Consider the following 17067-nt stretch of genomic DNA (forward strand, 5'->3'; position numbering starts at 1 on the left):
CCGTTCAGGTCGGGCTGCAGATCCAGCACGTATCCACGTTTTGTCATCAAATAAAAGCTGACTACATTCGATTAACAATTATCAGGTTGAGGCTCTCGAAGCCCAATATTTTAAAAGCTTTATTAACTGTATTTTATCTTAATTATTCGCTCTTGGTTCGTCATCAATTAAACCTTACTTTTGCAAATTCAAATAAAATATAGAATAAAATGCTTTCGGTTCAGGGATTAGGCTTACATCACGCAGGAAATTATCTTTTCAAAGACACCAATTTTACCATCAAAAAAGGAGACAAAATAGGTTTAGTCGGAAAAAACGGAGCTGGAAAATCCACGCTCTTAAAAATACTTTCCGGAGAGATCAATTTCTACGAAGGTAATGTGATCACGGAAGGTAAGATCACGATTGGTTTCCTAAAACAGGATCTAGACTTCGTAAAAGGAAGAACAGTTTGGGACGAGACGATGCAGGCTTTTGAGCAAATCAATGCTTTGAAGGATGAATTGGAAGAAGTCAATCACCAATTGGCCACAAGAACCGATTACGAAAGTGATGCTTACACCGACCTCATCAACAGAATGACAGATTTGAACGATCTTTTGATGAATTTCGATGCTTATAACTTGGAAGGCGATGTGGAGAAGATTCTATTTGGACTGGGTTTCAAAGCGGATGATTTTCAAAAGATAACCGACGAATTTTCCGGAGGTTGGAGAATGAGGATTGAGTTGGCAAAATTGCTTCTTCAGCAAAATGATCTGATGCTTCTGGATGAGCCTACCAACCACCTGGATATGGAATCTATCATCTGGCTGGAAGATTTCTTGAAAGATTATCAGGGATCTATGCTTTTGGTAAGTCACGACAAGCAATTTATGACTTCCACTTGTAACCGGACTTTCGACGTCAACAACAGAAAAATTGATGATTACAAAGCCAATTATTCCAAATATCTGGAACTAAGAAAAGACAGAAAAGAAAAACTCATCCAGGCCAAAAAGAATCAGGATGCAGAAATAAAACATACAGAAGAATTGATCAATAAATTCCGTGCGAGTGCTTCCAAAGCGTCTTTTGCACAGTCATTGATCAAGAAACTTGACAAAGTAGAGCGCATCGAAGTTGAGAATGAAGACGTTTCCAAATTCAATATCCGGTTCCAACCGAGTGTTCAACCTGGAAAAGTGATTTTCGAAGCACAGAATCTGGGGAAAGCTTACGGGAAAAAACAGATTTTCGATAAAGTAGATTTCATCGTGGAAAGAGGAGCCAGAATTGCTTTGCTTGGACAAAACGGGCAAGGAAAAACGACTCTGGCGAAAATTCTTGCCGGTGACATTACAGATTATTCAGGAGCTTGGAATCTCGGTCACAATGTGAACATCGGTTATTTTGCTCAGAATCAGGAAGAAGTTTTGACGCCGGACAAAACGGTTTTACAAGAGGCGGAAGATTCTGCAACCGAGGAAACAAGACCGAGAGTTCGTGATCTTTTGGGATCTTTCCTGTTCCAGGGCGAGGATGTGACCAAGAAAACGAAAGTGCTTTCCGGAGGTGAGAGAAACCGTCTGGCACTTTGTAAACTACTGCTCCGTCCTTTCAACACATTGATTATGGATGAGCCTACGAATCACTTGGATATCCAGTCTAAGGAGATTATCAAACTGGCACTTCAGAAGTTTGAAGGGACATTGATCGTGATTTCTCACGACCGTGAATTCCTGCAAGGTTTGTCGGACAAAATCTTCGAATTCCGTGACGGACGTATGAAGGAATTTCTTGGCGACATCAATGAATATCTTGAATTCAGACAGAAAGAAAGCATCCGTGAGATTTCGGCTGAGAAAGCAAAACTGCATCAGGAAGAAGTTCCTGAAGTGAAAATTAAGGTTCAGGAGCCTGTAAAAGAATCCAACGTGATTGTAAGCAAGGAACAAAAAAACATTCAGAATAAAATCAAAAAAGTAGAAGAAAAGATCTCTGAACTGGAACTTAAAATTGAGGAATTTGAAAATTCTTTCACCAAAGAAAATCCTTCCGAAGAGACTTTAGAAACTTACAGCAAAACAAAAGAGGAACTTGACATTACTTTACAGGAATGGGAATTCTTGGCAACTCAACTGGAAAGTTAGATTTAAACTTAAATAAATTATAAACTGCATTGGAATATCTGATGCAGTTTTTGTTTAAAGATATTCGGTTTGTTTTTGTAATTTCACGACAAGAAACATTAATGAACCTCAAACACCAAATCCTTAATAATGATCAATAATCTAAAGAACTTCCTCAACGAAGAACAAGACCCGAAATCTGTAGAAAAAATCATAGAAAAAGTAAATGATCTCTTAACCCATGGAGAAACCGTTGAGTATGTAGCTGTACAGCAGAAACCAGCCATCAATATATCTCCCGACAGTATTGTTCTCACCAATAAAAGAATGATTATTTTCCGTTCCAAGACATTTGGTTTGGTGACAGATTTTCAGGATTATCTCTGGAAAGATGTTAGCGACAGTCATATCAGTGAAGCGATTCTGGGCTCTACTTTCAAAATGACAGCCGTCAGCGGATTGGTTGAGACTATAGATTATATTCCAAAATCTCAGGCCAGAAAACTATACCAATATGCACAAGCCAAAGAGGAAGAAATGATAGAATACCGCCGACAAAAAGATCTGGAAGACAAACGCGCAACTGCCGGCGGAATCACAGTCAATACACAATCTGATAACCCAGAAGAAGCTAAGCCTAAACCAGAAATAACAACTGAAGATCCAATGGAAACCCTTTTGAAACTGAAAGCTTTTCTGGACAACGACTTGATATCTCTTGAAGATTACGAAACCAAAAAGAAAGAAATACTGGAAAGAATGTAGGTCCGAGACCAATCATTATAAAAATTAAAGCAAAATATCAACCGGTATTTTGCTTTTTATTTAATTTTACAATCGTTAATAAAGAAAAATGTCCCAGATCTTCAAATCTCACTTAGAAAAATTCATCACAATAAACGATGAGGAGTTCGAAAAGATATTATCTTTCTTCGAGGTCAAAACCTTTGCTAAGAAAGAAGATCTGTTAAAGGAGGGACAGGTTTGCAGACACAATTACTTTGTTTTGAAAGGGCTTCTGAGAAAGTTCTTCATCACCGAAAAAGGCACGGAACAAACCACAGAATTTGCCATAGAAACCTGGTGGATGACGGATAACATCTCGTACGAGCACAAAACGCCTTCCGAATTCTACATCCAAACGGTTGAGAAATCGGAGCTTTTGGTGATTTCCTGTGACGCTCAGGAGCAGCTATTAGAAGAGTTTCCTGTGATGGAAAAGTATTTCCGGATCATTTACCAAAGAGCTTTTGCAGCATCTCAAAACCGGGTCAAATATATTTTTTCTTTCTCAAAAGAAGATTTCTATTTGCAATTGCTACAAAAACAACCGGCTTTCGTTCAGCGCGTTCCGCAATATCTCATCGCTTCTTTTCTCGGTTTCACACCGGAATATCTGAGTGAACTACGGAAGAAAATTGTTTCTTAAATTTTATTTTAATTAATATCTCTCGCAAATTTTACAGACCAGGCAGATTTATAGCTTAAAACTAAATCTGCAAAATTTGCTCAATCTGCGAGAATATTAATTTATTTTCATAGTTCATTTCTTTCTTAAACCAGTTTAAGTTTTCCACGATTTTGATTCCTCAACTTTGTCTCATCAAATTTAAAAAATCAAAACAATGGACAAACGAATCAACATCAACACGGTAGAACCGCACGCTTACAAAGCTATGTTCGCACTGGAAGGTTATCTTGCTCAGGCAGAAATCTCTAAAACCATCAAAGAACTTATTAAGATCCGGGCTTCACAAATCAACAACTGCGCTTACTGTCTGGCAATGCACACCAAAGACGCGCTTAAATACGGCGAAACTCCCGAGAGACTTTTCATCGTAAGCGCCTGGCACGAAGCGGAAAGTTTCTTTACAGAAAAAGAAAGAGTGGCCTTGAAAATGACCGAAGAAATCACACAAATATCTCAACACGCACTGAGCGACGAGACCTACCAAAAAGCACTAACCGTCTTTTCTGAAAAACAAATTGCCGAGATTATTATGGCTATTGTCACCATCAATGCGTGGAACAGAATTGCTATCAGCACACAACTACAGATCGGAGAATAACAGATTTTCTAAAAGCGTTTCTTAAAAATCTCCGTATGTTTTAATAAAAAGGTACGGAGGTTTTAGTCAAAAGGTACGGAGGTTTTCATGAAAAGGACCGTGCCTTTTTGGGTGCCTCCGCAAACGCTCTATCCATCGGACTTGCAGAAGGGCATTTTTTTGTTAGAATTAAGGCAAAAAAACTAAAAACCCCGGTCAGAATTTGATCGGGATTTCGGGGTAAATAAATCGAAAAATGAAAATTTAATAACAACAATTTTATTATATCATTCGGGGATTTCAAAGAATAAGATCAATGCATTTTCGCTCAACGCTTCGAATTCCAGTTCCTCGATATCCCAGATCAGGATCGCATCCCGGTTTTCTATCAACCGGTTCTGGAACTCAAATGCACCGTTGATCACCATTCCGAAGATCCCGTTATTCTTCTCTTTCAGAATATATCGTCCTTCTTCTCTCCCATCAAAAACACCTATGAATCCGGGAAAATTAAAACCTAAATCAATAAAATTCAGTTTATTCCGGATTTCCAGATCCAATTGATTGATCCTGTAAGAGTTTTCTGTGATCTTTTTATTGAATTTAATAATCAAAACATCCGCATCTTCATTGGCAAGAACATTTTTGATCATTACATTCTGATTTTCAGCAGATTCTAAAACTACGACTTCGCCGGTTTCTATTACTTTAAAGTCATTGATTCTGACTTTTCCGTAAAGCGGCAGAAAAATTACCTTCTGATTGGCTTTCAGAGTTACAAGGTTTTGAGAGTCTTTATAAATCACAAACTCTAAAACTTCACACAATGCAAGTGCTGCGCTGCTTTCCTTTCTATCATTTCTATAAACATCCGCAACAGCAGCACTTGAAGAAAGATCCCAAAACCTGTAATCTGATTTTAATATTTTTGAAGGGGTTTGAACCAGCATATTTTAATATTTATTAAGCCTTCGAGTTCAATGACATTGACAAAGCTTTGAGTTGTAGCAATGTCTTCCTGAGGCTCTTGAAGCAGGTTATAAATTCTTCTTTAAATAAAATTCCGGGACCCAATGCCAACAACCTATGAAATCTGACAACATCATGAATCCCGGAAAAAAATAAACTTATGAAAATTATTATGGACATCTATATCTACGAGAGTAGTCAAATTACAGATGTTAAATTTTTAGATTAATATTTAATTATGCATTCACCTTAATTGTATGTGTCAGCTTAAATCCCTCACTCACGCTTCCACTCACAATACTCATCTCATTCGCCGTTCCATCACTGAAGACGTTATCATTGGCGTTGTAAGTATAACCGCTCATTCCGCGGTAACCGGTGCTTGCATTCACCATTTCTACCGCACTTCCCGATCCTTCCGGAAAAGCAATCTGGGTAATTAAAAGCGACGTTCCAACATTATTATAAATATGAACGTGAATATGCGTTGCCCGACCATCATACCAACCGGGGAAAACAGAAGTAAAACTGACCTGTCCACTGGCGTTGGTCGTCTGTCTCCCTCTCAGGAAATGATAACTTGTGTAATTGGTGGACTGCATTCCCGTTCCGCCATATTCCGAATAGTTGCCGTCTTTGTCGCAATGCCAGATATCGACGATCACGTTTTGTAAAGCGGCACAATCGGCTTTTACGTTTTGTATGGTTAAATTAATTTCGAAAGGAACGCCTGTTCTGTCACCAACTATATTGGTCTGGACAAGATCCGATGGGGATTTGGTGGGGAAAGGTCCTTCCGTCTCAGAATTGGTAACGGCACACGCTGTAGAAACAGAATTATCTATCGTTACATCTTCACTTTCATCATCGTTGCTTCTGCAATGCAGAATAAGCGGTGCCGCAAGTACAGTTACACCTGCTAATCCCAAACTTTTCAGGAAGTCTTTCCTGCTCACCATCCTCATCTTCTAAACATTTAAGTTTTACAGGTCAAAAGTATGAGAGATAGGAAAGAAGAAGAAATTTTTGAGGAAAACGGCAGAATTGTGTCGATTTTCAGGCGAAATCTTAAAGGTATCTTAATAATATCCGATGATTTTCTTCAGATCGTCTTTATAAGTCTCTCCAACGGGAATGATGAAATCTTCCAGGTGAATATTTTTGTTCACTATACCTTTGATCCCTTTTATTGGGAGAATATAAGACCTGTGAACACGGATAAAGTCCTTTTCCGGAAGTTTTGCAAGAATACTTTTCATTGAGGATCTTGCCGTGATCTTCGAAGCATTTTTTAGATGGATCTGAATATAATCGTCCAGACCTTCGATAAGTTTAATATCTTCGTAATCAATTTTGTGAAGCTTGTAATCTGCACGGATCAGCAGATGCTGTGTCTGTAATTCTGAGCTCGACATCTGTTTCATCCTGTCAATCGCTTTCTGGAAACGGTCAAACGAAAAAGGTTTCACGAGATAATCCACCGCATTCACGTCAAAAGCATCAACCGCATATTCTGAAAAAGCCGTTGTGAAGATCACTTTAATATCCTGCGACAGGCTTTTATAAAAATCCAGTCCGTTTTTATTGGGCATCTGGATATCCATAAAAATAAGATCCACAGGAAACTTCCGCAGGTATTTTTCCGCATCGCTCTGTTTATGAAAAGTTTTTTCCAGGCTTATATCATCAATCTTTGAAGCAAAGGTCTCGATGATCTTCAGCGCTAATATTTCGTCGTCTATGGCGATTGCTTTTATCATAGTTATGAGCTTAGGTCCAGATTGAGTTCAACTGAATACGTTCCGGATTCTTCATTAATATTAAGGGAATATTTGCCGGGATATAGCTTCTCCAATCGTTCGGTTGTATTTCTCATTCCGACTTTGGTTGACTCATCTGCGGCGGAATGATTCACGATATTATTAAAAACTTTGAAATTAAGCTGCTCATCTTTCATATGAACTTCGATGGAAATTTTAGAAGATTCTTCTGCATTGATTCCGTATTTGAAGGCATTTTCAATATAATTAAGAAGGATCATCGGAACTATCTTTACGCCTTCTGTATTTCCTGTTTCATTATAAGAAAAATCCAGGCTGTTATCGGTTCTTATGAGTTGCAACGCAATATAATCCTTAATGTAAAATAATTCTTTTGACAGGAGCACAAAATCATTTTCGCTTTCTTCCACGATGTACCGCATTACATTGGATAATTTGAGAATACCTTCTGCTGCATCATCGGACTTTGTCAAAATTAATGAATAAATAGAATTAAGCGTATTAAAAAGAAAATGCGGCTGAAGCTGATATCTTAGATTGAGAAGATCGGCTTTTGCTTTTGCACGCGCCATTTCTTTTTTCTTGATGGATTGATAAAGAAAAAACGAACTCAGAAAAGAAAACAAAAATGGTAAGAGCCCGGAAACATACTTCCTGATAAAAGAATCATCTCTTCTCATATGAGGCGGAGGCGGAAAACCCTTTCTGTAACGGTGCATTTCTGAAGGTGGCGGGAAGTGATGAGCTTCGAATTCTGCTTTGTCTTTGGGTGAAAAATTTTCCGGCGGTAACGGAAAATCTTCAAAATCTGAAGACTTTTTCTGTGATTGACCCGAAATCTGATTCTGAAAAAAATCAAACTTCGGATCACTTCCGTGGTTATCCGGAAATATAAAAAAAGGCAGTATAGAAATCCAGACATACGATAAAAAAACACTGGCCCAATAAAGCAAAAGCCTTCTCTTATCATATAATTTTGGAAGAAGAAAAGCCAGATTCAGATAGAAAAAAACAATAAACAAAACATATCTGGAAAAGTCTCTTTGAAAGAAAGACGAACTGAGCAAACGAAGGCTGCTGTCCAACTCCGGGGAAGACAATACCGGAATCAATAACAGTAAAAGTATCAATACAATATGATAATATATGTTTTTGTTTTTCACAGCGATTAGAATAATTTTAAACGAAGTTAATTAAAAATTGATTCATAATTTAAAACAAAAAACGTTTCCCAAATCGGAAACGTTTTCTTATTTATTTCTAAAAATTTATTTGATAAAGCCTCTGCTTCTAAGCAGCGGGTCGATACCAGCTTTGTGGCCGGTGAAGCCTTCAAAAGCTTTGTTGAGATCTACGCTGTTACCAACAGAAAGAATATATTTTCTAAAACGGTCACCATTCTCTCGGGTGATTCCGCCATTCGCTTTGATCCATTCCCAGGCATCGGAATCCAAAGTTTCTGACCATAGATACGCATAATATCCCGCTGAATATCCGCCACCCCAAATGTGCGCAAAATAAGGCGTGTGATATCTTGGCGGAACCTGAGAAACTAATAATCCGTATTTGGACAAAGCCTGTTTTTCAAAATCTAAAACCGGAATCAGCTGACTGTCAGAAGTTACGGTATGCCAATTCATATCCAAAGTTGCAGCTGCTACCAATTCTGTTGTTGCATAACCTTGATTAAAGTTTGCCGCTTTTTTAATTTTATCAATTAATGTCTGAGGCATTGGCTGTTTGGTCTGGTAATGCAAGGCATAATTCTTCAGAATCTCAGGTTCCAGGGCAAAATGTTCATTGATCTGAGACGGGAATTCTACAAAATCTCTCGGGGTATTAGCTCCGGAAATTGATGCATATTTTTGATCTGCAAATAAGCCGTGCAATGTGTGACCAAACTCGTGGAACAATGTTTCCACATCATCATAAGAGATCAAAGATGGTTTTCCCGGTGCCGGTTTCTGGAAATTATAAACATTCACGATGACAGGTTTTTGGCCCAATTGATGAGATTGCTGAACAAAGTTGTTCATCCACGCGCCACCACTTTTGTTGCTTCTCGTGTAGAAATCCAGGTAGTAAAGTGCCAAAGATTTTCCGTCTCTGTCAAATACCTCATAAGCCACAACTTCCGGATGGTAAACCGGAAGGTCTTTTCTGACCTTGAACGTGATTCCGTAGAATTTCTCAGCTGCATAGAAAACGCCTTTTTCCAAAGCTGTTGTTACTTCGAAGTAAGGTTTGATCTCGTTATCATCGAGGTCATATTTTGCTTTTCTCACCTGTTCAGAATAGAAATTCCAGTCCCAAGGTTCAACTTTGAAACCGCCTTTCTGCGCATCAATTACTTCCTGTATTTCTTTTGCTTCACGGTTTGCCGTTTCTACAGCCGGTTTTGCCAATTGCGCCAAAAGTCCCATTGCGGCTTCCGGATTTTTTGCCATCTGATCCTGCAGGCTCCATTCTGCAAAGTTTTTCTTTCCGAAAAGCTGGGCTTTCTGTAATCTTAGTTTTGCCAGTTTTTCTACTGTTTCTCTTGTATCGTTGGCATCGCCTTTCTCAGCTCTTGTCCAGGATGCTTTGAAGAGTTTTTCTCTCGTAGCTCTGTTTTTAAGGTTCTGCAAAATCGGCTGCTGGGTTGTATTCTGTAATGCCAAAAGATATTTTCCTTTTTGTCCGGCTTTTTCTGCATCTGCAGAAGCTGCGGCAATTTCGTCTGCTGAAAGTCCGTCCAGTTCTTTAACATCTGAGATCAAAACACCGCCATTTTTTCTGGCTTCCAACAATTTGTTACTGAACTGAGTTGCCAAAGTCGCCAGCTGCTGGTTGATTTCTTTTAGTTTTTCTTTATTTTCTGTGGAAAGATTTGCGCCTGCCAGTTCGAAGTTGGTGAGGTAAAACTCAGTTAATCTTTTACTTTCTGCATCTAACTTATCGGTTTTTACGGCTTTTAATCTTTTGTATAATTTTTCGTTTAAAGAAATTTTATCGGAATGCGATGCGAAAATTGGTGCATATTCTTCCTCCAGTTTCTGAAGATCATCATTGGTATTGGAACTCGTCAGGTTATAAAAAATGATTGTTGCTCTTCCCAAAGTCGGTCCGCTGTTTTCCAAAGCGAGAACGGTATTTTCAAATGTCGGAGCCGCTTTGTCATTCACGATTTTATCGATGTTGATTAATTGTTCCTTCAAGCCAAATTCGAAAGCGGGTTTGAAATGACTGTCTTTGATCTTATCAAATTCCGGCGCCTGGTATTGAAGCGGACTTTTTCTGAGAAACGGATTGTCCTTAATGGATTGTTCTGTGGAAACTGCTGTTTTTTTTACCTGAGAATTTATCATAATATTTCCTGCGTTGAAAGCAATAAATGTTATTAGTAATGATGTTTTTATTTTCTTCATTGAAACATAAATTATTTGGGGAATAAAAGTAAGGAAAAGTAAAGGAATATGCGAATTGTATTTTTGAAAGTGTTATTATAACTAATAACTTATTTCTTGAGTAAGCTTGTTCTTATATTGAATCCGCAGCCCGACTTGAACGGAGCTCATTTTTTGTGGCTGGAAAAGCAAAGGCAAAAATAGCGGGAGTGGAAGGCGGAAAAAGCTGCCCAAATCATTCTCATCTTTATCATCTCAAGAATAGAGATAAAAAAATTATTTATCCTCATCATCGTCGCCGCTCCAGTGGTTTTCTTCAAAAGAAATACTGTCGAGAGCCAGTAATTGTGCCTCGCGTTCCAGTCTTTCACGAAGTGTAAAAGTGATAAGACCCTGGTCTTTTTCTTTTGCCAATTGTCTCGTCATTGCTTTGTCGATGATCATAAAACGCTTGCCCATTCTTCTGGCGGTATATTTCCGCATGCCGTTTTCCTTGAGGATGTCAACCGCCATATCGACTGCTGTCCCCAGCGTTTCACGATAGATATTGTCCACTTTTTTATTGAGGAATTCATAGGCATCGAGACGGTTTTTTGCCCTTACAAAGATCTTGAGATCAGGATAATTTTCTTTGGCATAATCTACCAGAAACTTATTCTTCTCCGGATCATCCAGGCAGATGACAAGCAGTTCTGCATCTTCGATACCGGCAGAACGCAATAAGGCAGGTTTTGTAGCATCGCCATAATACACGTTGAAACCATTGGAACGCAGCAGTGCAACACGATCCGGATCATTGTCCAAAACGGTGGATCGGATGCCGTTGGCTTTCAGCAATCGACCAACCGTACTTCCAAAATATCCGAAACCGACGATGATTATTTTTCTTTGCTTGATGATGCCGAGCTCTACATTCTCCTCGGATTTTTGTTTGATAAAACGTTTGTCCAGGATTTTTTCTTTGAAGATCAAAAGCAATGGCGACATACACATCGTAATCGCAACAATCGCCATCAATTCTGAATTAGCCTGATAGTCTATCAAATATAAACCGGCTGAAAAATTAATCAAAACAAAAGCAAACTCTCCTACCTGTGACAGGGCAAAAGCGAGGAAAAAACTCTGCTCATTGTTCATTTTGTAATACTTCCCGATCCCGACCAGAACACAAGCCTTAATGCCCAGAACGATAAACGCCGCCGAAAAGATGAAAAATGGTTTTGATGCGATGATATCAAAGTTGATGGTTGCCCCGACACTTACAAAAAATACCGCCAGCAACAAGCCTTTGAAGGGATCTATATTACTTTCCAGCTCGTGGCGGAACTCGCTGTTTGCCAGCATCACACCAGCGATGAAAGCGCCTAAAGCAGGACTCAGACCAATGGAGATCATCAATTCCGAAACGCCGATCACGAGGAATAGTGAAGCGGCTGTCAGAAGTTCATTAAGCCCCGATTTTGAAACAAATCTAAGGAACGGAATGAAAATATAACGCCCCAATAAGATCAAAGTCAGAACCGCAACGATCACTGTAAAAGGCTGCAGCCACTCCGGAATAAAATGTAATAACACCTTTTCGTGATCTGCCTGGGCAATAGCCTTCTCGGATTTTGAAAGGAAAGGCAAAAGTGCCAGGATCGGGATCACGGCAATATCCTGGAAAAGCAAAATCGAGAATGAAGACTCGCCACTTACGGTTCTGAAAAGATTTTTTTCTTTCAGCGTCTGCAAAACAATCGCAGTAGAAGACATTGCAAAACACAGCGAAATGATAAACGATTTTTTCAGCCCGAATCCGGCAATATAAAACACAATGAAAATCCCTACTATACTCAACAGCATCTGGCTCAATCCCAGTCCGAGGATCCGTTTTCTGATCTGCCAGAGTTTTTGCGGTTCCAGCTCCAGTCCGACCAGAAACAACAGCATAATAACGCCCAATTCCGAAGCGTGCATAATGTCTTCCGCGTTTCTCCCAGTCAACTGCAGACAAAAAGGTCCGATCAGAATCCCGCCAAGCAGATATCCAATCACGGAACTCAAACCCAGTTTTTTCCCCAGCGGCACCATAATGATGGCAACGCCTAAGAAAATAAGAATGGTCATTGCAATTGAATTTTCCATCATTCTATTTTTAAAATTTCTGATAATTCCTGACAAAAAACGTCAAGCTTTTCATCATCCAGATTATCGGCGTTGTAAATGATATGCGTTTTTTTCAGTTCTATATTATTAATATCCAGAGAAACCCGGAGACCGGTAAGCAGTTCCTCTGCAGAGGTTTTGTATTTTCCTTCTTTTGTATAATTACTTTCGCTTCCGCCAACGCTCACGATGATCAAAGCGTCTTTTCCGGACAGGATATTCTGATCGCCTTCCGAGATCCAGCGCATATCAAAAACCTCATCGATCCAGAGCTTCAGCAAAGGCGGCAACCCAAACCAGATGATCGGAAAATGAAAAATGATTCTTTCATATTGAATAATTCGCTTCCTTTCGCGAAAGGTATGAATGTGAAAATCAGGATAATCCTCGTACAAATCCCGTAAGGTTACATTTGGCATATTCTCATAACATTCCAACAATCTAACATTTGTGGTAGAATGTTCAAAGTAAGGATGTGCAAAAAGTACCAGTGTTTTTTTCAAAAGGAATTGCGATTTCAGTAAATATAATGAAAATTTGTGCCGAATCAAATTCTATTGTATTATGAAATTGAAAATAATTTGGGAGATTGAAAAAATCTAAAGAAATTTCTAAAACAGATATTGGTTAATCAAACTGTATAAAAAAAACCCGGACGAAAAAATCATCCGGGTTTTATATTTTAAAATCTTAATCTACCATCCGCCGGAAGCGCCGCCGCCGCCGAAACTTCCGCCGCCGCCAAAGCCGCCAAAACCTCCGCCGCCACTGCTTCCACCGCCAAATCCTCCGCCGCCGAAACTGCCAGGGAATGGGAAAAACCCACCGCCATATCGCCGGCTTCCTTTTCTGGAAAGGGTATAATCGTCATCATCGTTGTTGCCGCGGTTATTTCTGTTAATAATACTTATCAAAATAATAATGATAATTACAATCAGAACAAGTGAACCAACATTGATCCCACCATCTTTTGGTTGTTTCTTAACAATCGGCTTGAATTTCCCCTGGACTGCTTCCATAATCGCAGAAGTTCCACGATCGATCCCGTTGTACCATTCTCCTTTTTTAAAACTAGGAGTAACGAGATAATCCAAAATCTGACCTGCAACCGAAGCCGTCAAATACTGCTCCACTGCACGCCCTTGCTGGATGGACATCGTATGATCTTCTGTCGCAATCATAAAAACGACGCCATTATCTACGCCTTTCTGCCCTATTCCCCATTTTTCACCATACATTGTTGCAAGGTAATTCACATCTTCGCCACCGGTTGTCGGGAGAATAATGACTTCGATTTCTGTCGAAGTAGAGTCGGAAAATTTGATCAATTTTTGATTCAGCGCGTCCTTTTCACTTTCAGAAAGTAAATTTGCTTTATCATAAACCGGATAAAGTACAGCCGGTTTTTCCGGAATATTCTGAGCCTTGATGAAGAAACCAAAAATCAGGGATAAGGCGAAAACATATCGTTTAAGAGAAGCTGATTTCATTTGGTAATTCATTGATATTTTCTCCATGGACAGGGAAATATTTTTTCAGTTCGTGTCCTGTTTTCAGGATTGCCTCCTTCAGGCCCTGGTAATAATTTTCTTTTACAAATTCAGCAGTGATCTCATCGTGGATCGTGTCCCAGAAAGACTGTTTCACTTTTGCGTGGATTCCTTCATCACCAATAATCGTGAGATAATGGTGTTCAAAATTGACATAAAACAAAACTGCATTTCTTTCCTTTGTAAGATGCATTTCCAAGGATCGGAAGATGCCAAAAGCTTTCTTGGCAAAGTCACCTTCCGCCGTAGAGTCGATATGTACACGAATCTCACCCGAAGAGTGATCCTCAGCTATTTTGATGGCTTCCACAAGGGAAGCCATCTCTGTATTTGTAAGAAAACTGTTCATTGTTCCTAAAACACGCTTGGTGCTTTTTCTGCGCCAGCTTCAGATTTGAAAGTAGGTTTAGATTTGAACTTCGGAAAAAATGCAGCCACTATATTCCCGGGAAACGTCTCTACAAGATTATTAAAACCTTTTACAGATCCGTTGTAATAAACAGTTTCGGAACGTATACTGTTCTCAATCGCTGTATATTCTCTCTGGAAATTGATGTATTGCTGATCGGCTTTCAAATCAGGATATTTTTCTACCACAACCAATAATTTTCCTAAAGCGCCACTCAACTGGCTTTGAGCCTGTTGGAATTTTGCCATATCAGCTTCGGTCATATTTGTAGGATCAATATTTACAGAAGTTGCTTTTGCTCTGGCTTCTATAACCTGCGTCAGGGTTTCCTGCTCGTATTTTGCATACGATTTTACGGTTCTTTCCAGATTTGGAATTAGATTCGCTCTTTTCTGATAGACGGTTTCTACGTTTGCCCATTTTTCAAGAACATCATTATTCGCCTTGACCATGTCATTGTATCTTCCTGACCCCCAAAAGAAAACTATTGCTGCTAATACCAATAATCCGACACCAGCAAGCAGGCAGCCTTTACCTCTCATATTTTTATGTTTTTATAAATGTTAATAATCAAATATACAAATTAAATGCAATCGCAGAATTTATTTATCAAAAACCTTGGCCTCTTCCCAAAGTTCATCCATTTTTTCCAAGTTCAAATCGGAAAGGCTAAGATTTTTCGATCTCGCAATATCTTCCATTTTCTGAAATCTGGAAATGAATTTCGAATTGGTCTTTTCCAAAGCCGTATCGGCATTTAATCCCGAAATTCTGGCGTAATTAATCAAAGAAAAAAAGACATCGCCCAGTTCTTTTTCCTTTTTATCAGTTTCAGTTTCCGCGTGAAATTCCTCCAGTTCCTCTTCTACTTTTTTCCATGCATCTTCTGCAGAATCAAATTCGAAGCCAATTCCTTTCACCTTATCCTGGATTCTGTAAGCTTTGATAATTGGCGGCAGACTTTTCGGAACACCTTCCAGAACGGACTTATTCCCTTCTTTCAGTTTCAGTTTTTCCCAATTTTGCTTCACCGCTTCTTCGTCTTCTGCTACGGCATCGCCATAAATATGAGGGTGGCGGAAAATCAGTTTTTCATTTAAGGAATTGATGACATCCGCAATATCAAAACTCTGTTTTTCAGAACCGATTTTTGCATAGAAAACCAAATGCAGAAGCACATCGCCAATTTCTTTTTTGATTTCCAAAAGGTCTTCATTCAGAATCGCATCAGACAATTCGTAAGTTTCTTCAAGTGTCAGATGACGCAGGCTTTCCAGAGTTTGTTTTTTGTCCCATGGGCATTTTTCCCGCAAATCATCCATGATATCGAGAAGCCTTCCAAACGCTTCTATTTTTTCCTGTCGTGTGTTCATAAATGAGATTTGATAAATGATGAATGGTAAAATTTATTTCCGAACATCTTCGATGATAATATGACGATTGATTTCCAGCAATTGCTTTAAAAATTCGTCCTGATTTTCCGGCGTGATGTAAAGATCGTTTTTATATTTTGAAAAGATGATGAGCCCGCCTTTTGCAGTTCCACATTTATGAAAACCACTCCACATTGTTTCTCCGATTCTGACCTTAGTTATTTTAAAAATATTGATTCTGAAAATATCAAAGATAATATTGACAATCAGTTCCTTATCCTTGATTTTAATCTTAATAAAGAAAAAATTGGTCAATAAAACCGAATTGATTCCACCTAAAATAAAAAACATTATCAGCCAATCCCCAAAGCCAGTATCAAAATAAGATGAAACCAGAATCACAGCAAAAAGCAGAGTGATTCCTAAAAATATAGAACCATAAATCCAGTCTCGCCGGCTTTTGTAAACTTTCATCAATTTGATTTATTTTGAAGCATCGGAACAAATTTGTAAACACCAAACTCCTCTTTCTCAAACTGTGTATCAGAGATTTTCGTAAATCTGTAAAGAATCTGTTCATCAGTTTTTCCAAGCGGAATCACCATTTTTCCGCCGACTTTAAGTTGTTTCAATAATTCTGTCGGGAGAATTTCTGCACCGCAGGTCACAAGAATTTTATCAAAAGGTGCAAAAGTCGGCAAACCTGCAAATCCATCTCCAAAACTTTGAAATTTCGGGCGAAGATCCAACGCTTTGAAAATTTTATGAGAAAAATCGAACAAGTCTTTTTGGCGTTCAACCGTATAAACCAGGGCATTCATTTTGATAAGAACTGCCGTCTGATATCCACAGCCGGTTCCTATTTCCAGGATTTTTTCACCTTCATTCACTTCCAGTAATTCCGTTTGTTCTGCAACCGTTGACGGATGAGAAATAGTCTGTTTTGCAGCAATAGGGAATGCGCGGTCTTCGTAAGCATAATCCTCGAAAACACTTTCTATAAAAAGATGCCTGGGAACATCATTCATCGCAGACAAAACAAAACCATCGGTGATCCCAATCTTTTGATGCAGATAATCTATTAATTGTTTTCTTTTGCCTTTGTGAACGTAAGTATCTCTCATTATTGCTGTTAGTTCTTTCTAATAAAGATGCAATTTCCGAAGGATAAATTTAAAATCCAAACAAGAATCATAAATTTAAACATTTATTAAAAAAATCTCCCCCGTTCAGATTAAACTTTATAAATTTGACTGTTTTTTTATTAAAAATATAAATTTAGTTTCAATTAA

The 17067-nt window shown here is 38.7% G+C and carries 17 protein-coding genes; 4 read left to right on the forward strand and 13 right to left on the reverse strand.

The window, feature by feature from the left end; all coding sequences use genetic code 11:
• The first annotated feature begins 209 nt into the window (after positions 1-209).
• The 4 genes from ACFJGY_RS14460 to ACFJGY_RS14475 all read left to right on the forward strand — a co-directional run bounded on the left by ACFJGY_RS14460 (position 210) and on the right by ACFJGY_RS14475 (position 4180).
• On the forward strand, positions 210-2132 hold the full coding sequence (locus tag ACFJGY_RS14460) for an ABC-F family ATP-binding cassette domain-containing protein (protein ID WP_379965124.1): 1923 nt from the start codon (positions 210-212) through the stop codon (positions 2130-2132).
• Positions 2133-2261: 129 nt separating this feature from the next.
• Positions 2262-2876: a PH domain-containing protein gene (locus tag ACFJGY_RS14465; RefSeq protein WP_379965126.1), complete on the forward strand. Its 615-nt coding sequence runs from the start codon at positions 2262-2264 to the stop codon at positions 2874-2876.
• Positions 2877-2964: 88 nt separating this feature from the next.
• The gene (locus ACFJGY_RS14470; protein ID WP_379965128.1) at positions 2965-3540 is read left to right on the forward strand and encodes a Crp/Fnr family transcriptional regulator; all 576 of its coding nucleotides are present in this window, start codon (positions 2965-2967) and stop codon (positions 3538-3540) included.
• 196 nt (positions 3541-3736) lie between these two features.
• A complete protein-coding gene (locus ACFJGY_RS14475; RefSeq protein ID WP_379965130.1) occupies positions 3737-4180 on the forward strand; it encodes a carboxymuconolactone decarboxylase family protein in 444 nt (147 codons plus the stop codon).
• Positions 4181-4446: 266 nt separating this feature from the next.
• Here ACFJGY_RS14475 and ACFJGY_RS14480 read toward each other — a convergent pair whose 3' ends face one another.
• The 13 genes from ACFJGY_RS14480 to ACFJGY_RS14540 all read right to left on the reverse strand — a co-directional run bounded on the left by ACFJGY_RS14480 (position 4447) and on the right by ACFJGY_RS14540 (position 16899).
• Positions 4447-5109 carry a hypothetical protein gene (locus ACFJGY_RS14480; protein WP_379965132.1) on the reverse strand — a complete coding sequence of 221 codons (663 nt, stop codon included), beginning with the start codon at positions 5107-5109 and terminating at the stop codon, positions 4447-4449.
• A 255-nt stretch (positions 5110-5364) separates the two neighbouring features.
• A complete protein-coding gene (locus ACFJGY_RS14485) occupies positions 5365-6093 on the reverse strand; it encodes an intradiol ring-cleavage dioxygenase (protein WP_379965134.1) in 729 nt (242 codons plus the stop codon).
• Positions 6094-6207: 114 nt separating this feature from the next.
• Positions 6208-6888: a LytR/AlgR family response regulator transcription factor gene (locus ACFJGY_RS14490; RefSeq protein WP_379965136.1), complete on the reverse strand. Its 681-nt coding sequence runs from the start codon at positions 6886-6888 to the stop codon at positions 6208-6210.
• Positions 6889-6890: 2 nt separating this feature from the next.
• Complete coding sequence (locus ACFJGY_RS14495) at positions 6891-8072, reverse strand: sensor histidine kinase (protein WP_379965138.1); 1182 nt, start codon at positions 8070-8072, stop codon at positions 6891-6893.
• 105 nt (positions 8073-8177) lie between these two features.
• The gene (locus ACFJGY_RS14500; RefSeq protein WP_379970203.1) at positions 8178-10256 is read right to left on the reverse strand and encodes a M3 family metallopeptidase; all 2079 of its coding nucleotides are present in this window, start codon (positions 10254-10256) and stop codon (positions 8178-8180) included.
• Positions 10257-10571: 315 nt separating this feature from the next.
• Positions 10572-12422, reverse strand: a complete 1851-nt coding sequence (locus tag ACFJGY_RS14505; protein WP_379965140.1) for a monovalent cation:proton antiporter-2 (CPA2) family protein — start codon at positions 12420-12422, stop codon at positions 10572-10574.
• The gene (locus ACFJGY_RS14510; RefSeq protein WP_379965142.1) at positions 12422-12946 is read right to left on the reverse strand and encodes an NAD(P)H-dependent oxidoreductase; all 525 of its coding nucleotides are present in this window, start codon (positions 12944-12946) and stop codon (positions 12422-12424) included. The genes ACFJGY_RS14505 and ACFJGY_RS14510 overlap by 1 nt, the downstream gene beginning before the upstream one ends.
• Positions 12947-13138: 192 nt before the next feature.
• Positions 13139-13933, reverse strand: a complete 795-nt coding sequence (locus ACFJGY_RS14515; protein WP_379970205.1) for a TPM domain-containing protein — start codon at positions 13931-13933, stop codon at positions 13139-13141.
• Positions 13914-14342 carry a TPM domain-containing protein gene (locus ACFJGY_RS14520; RefSeq protein WP_379965144.1) on the reverse strand — a complete coding sequence of 143 codons (429 nt, stop codon included), beginning with the start codon at positions 14340-14342 and terminating at the stop codon, positions 13914-13916. The genes ACFJGY_RS14515 and ACFJGY_RS14520 overlap by 20 nt, the downstream gene beginning before the upstream one ends.
• 5 nt (positions 14343-14347) lie before the next feature.
• Complete coding sequence (locus ACFJGY_RS14525; RefSeq protein ID WP_379965146.1) at positions 14348-14944, reverse strand: LemA family protein; 597 nt, start codon at positions 14942-14944, stop codon at positions 14348-14350.
• A 60-nt stretch (positions 14945-15004) separates the two neighbouring features.
• Positions 15005-15775, reverse strand: a complete 771-nt coding sequence (mazG, locus tag ACFJGY_RS14530) for a nucleoside triphosphate pyrophosphohydrolase (protein WP_379965148.1) — start codon at positions 15773-15775, stop codon at positions 15005-15007.
• A 33-nt stretch (positions 15776-15808) separates the two neighbouring features.
• Entirely contained in the window at positions 15809-16249 is a 441-nt protein-coding gene (locus tag ACFJGY_RS14535) for a PH domain-containing protein (protein WP_379965150.1), read from the reverse strand.
• Positions 16249-16899 carry a protein-L-isoaspartate(D-aspartate) O-methyltransferase gene (locus ACFJGY_RS14540; RefSeq protein WP_379965152.1) on the reverse strand — a complete coding sequence of 217 codons (651 nt, stop codon included), beginning with the start codon at positions 16897-16899 and terminating at the stop codon, positions 16249-16251. Before ACFJGY_RS14540 ends, ACFJGY_RS14535 begins: the two co-directional genes overlap by 1 nt.
• Positions 16900-17067 lie beyond the last annotated feature (168 nt).

The sequence above is a fragment of the Epilithonimonas sp. UC225_85 genome (genome assembly GCF_042695135.1).
Lineage (GTDB): Bacteria > Bacteroidota > Bacteroidia > Flavobacteriales > Weeksellaceae > Epilithonimonas.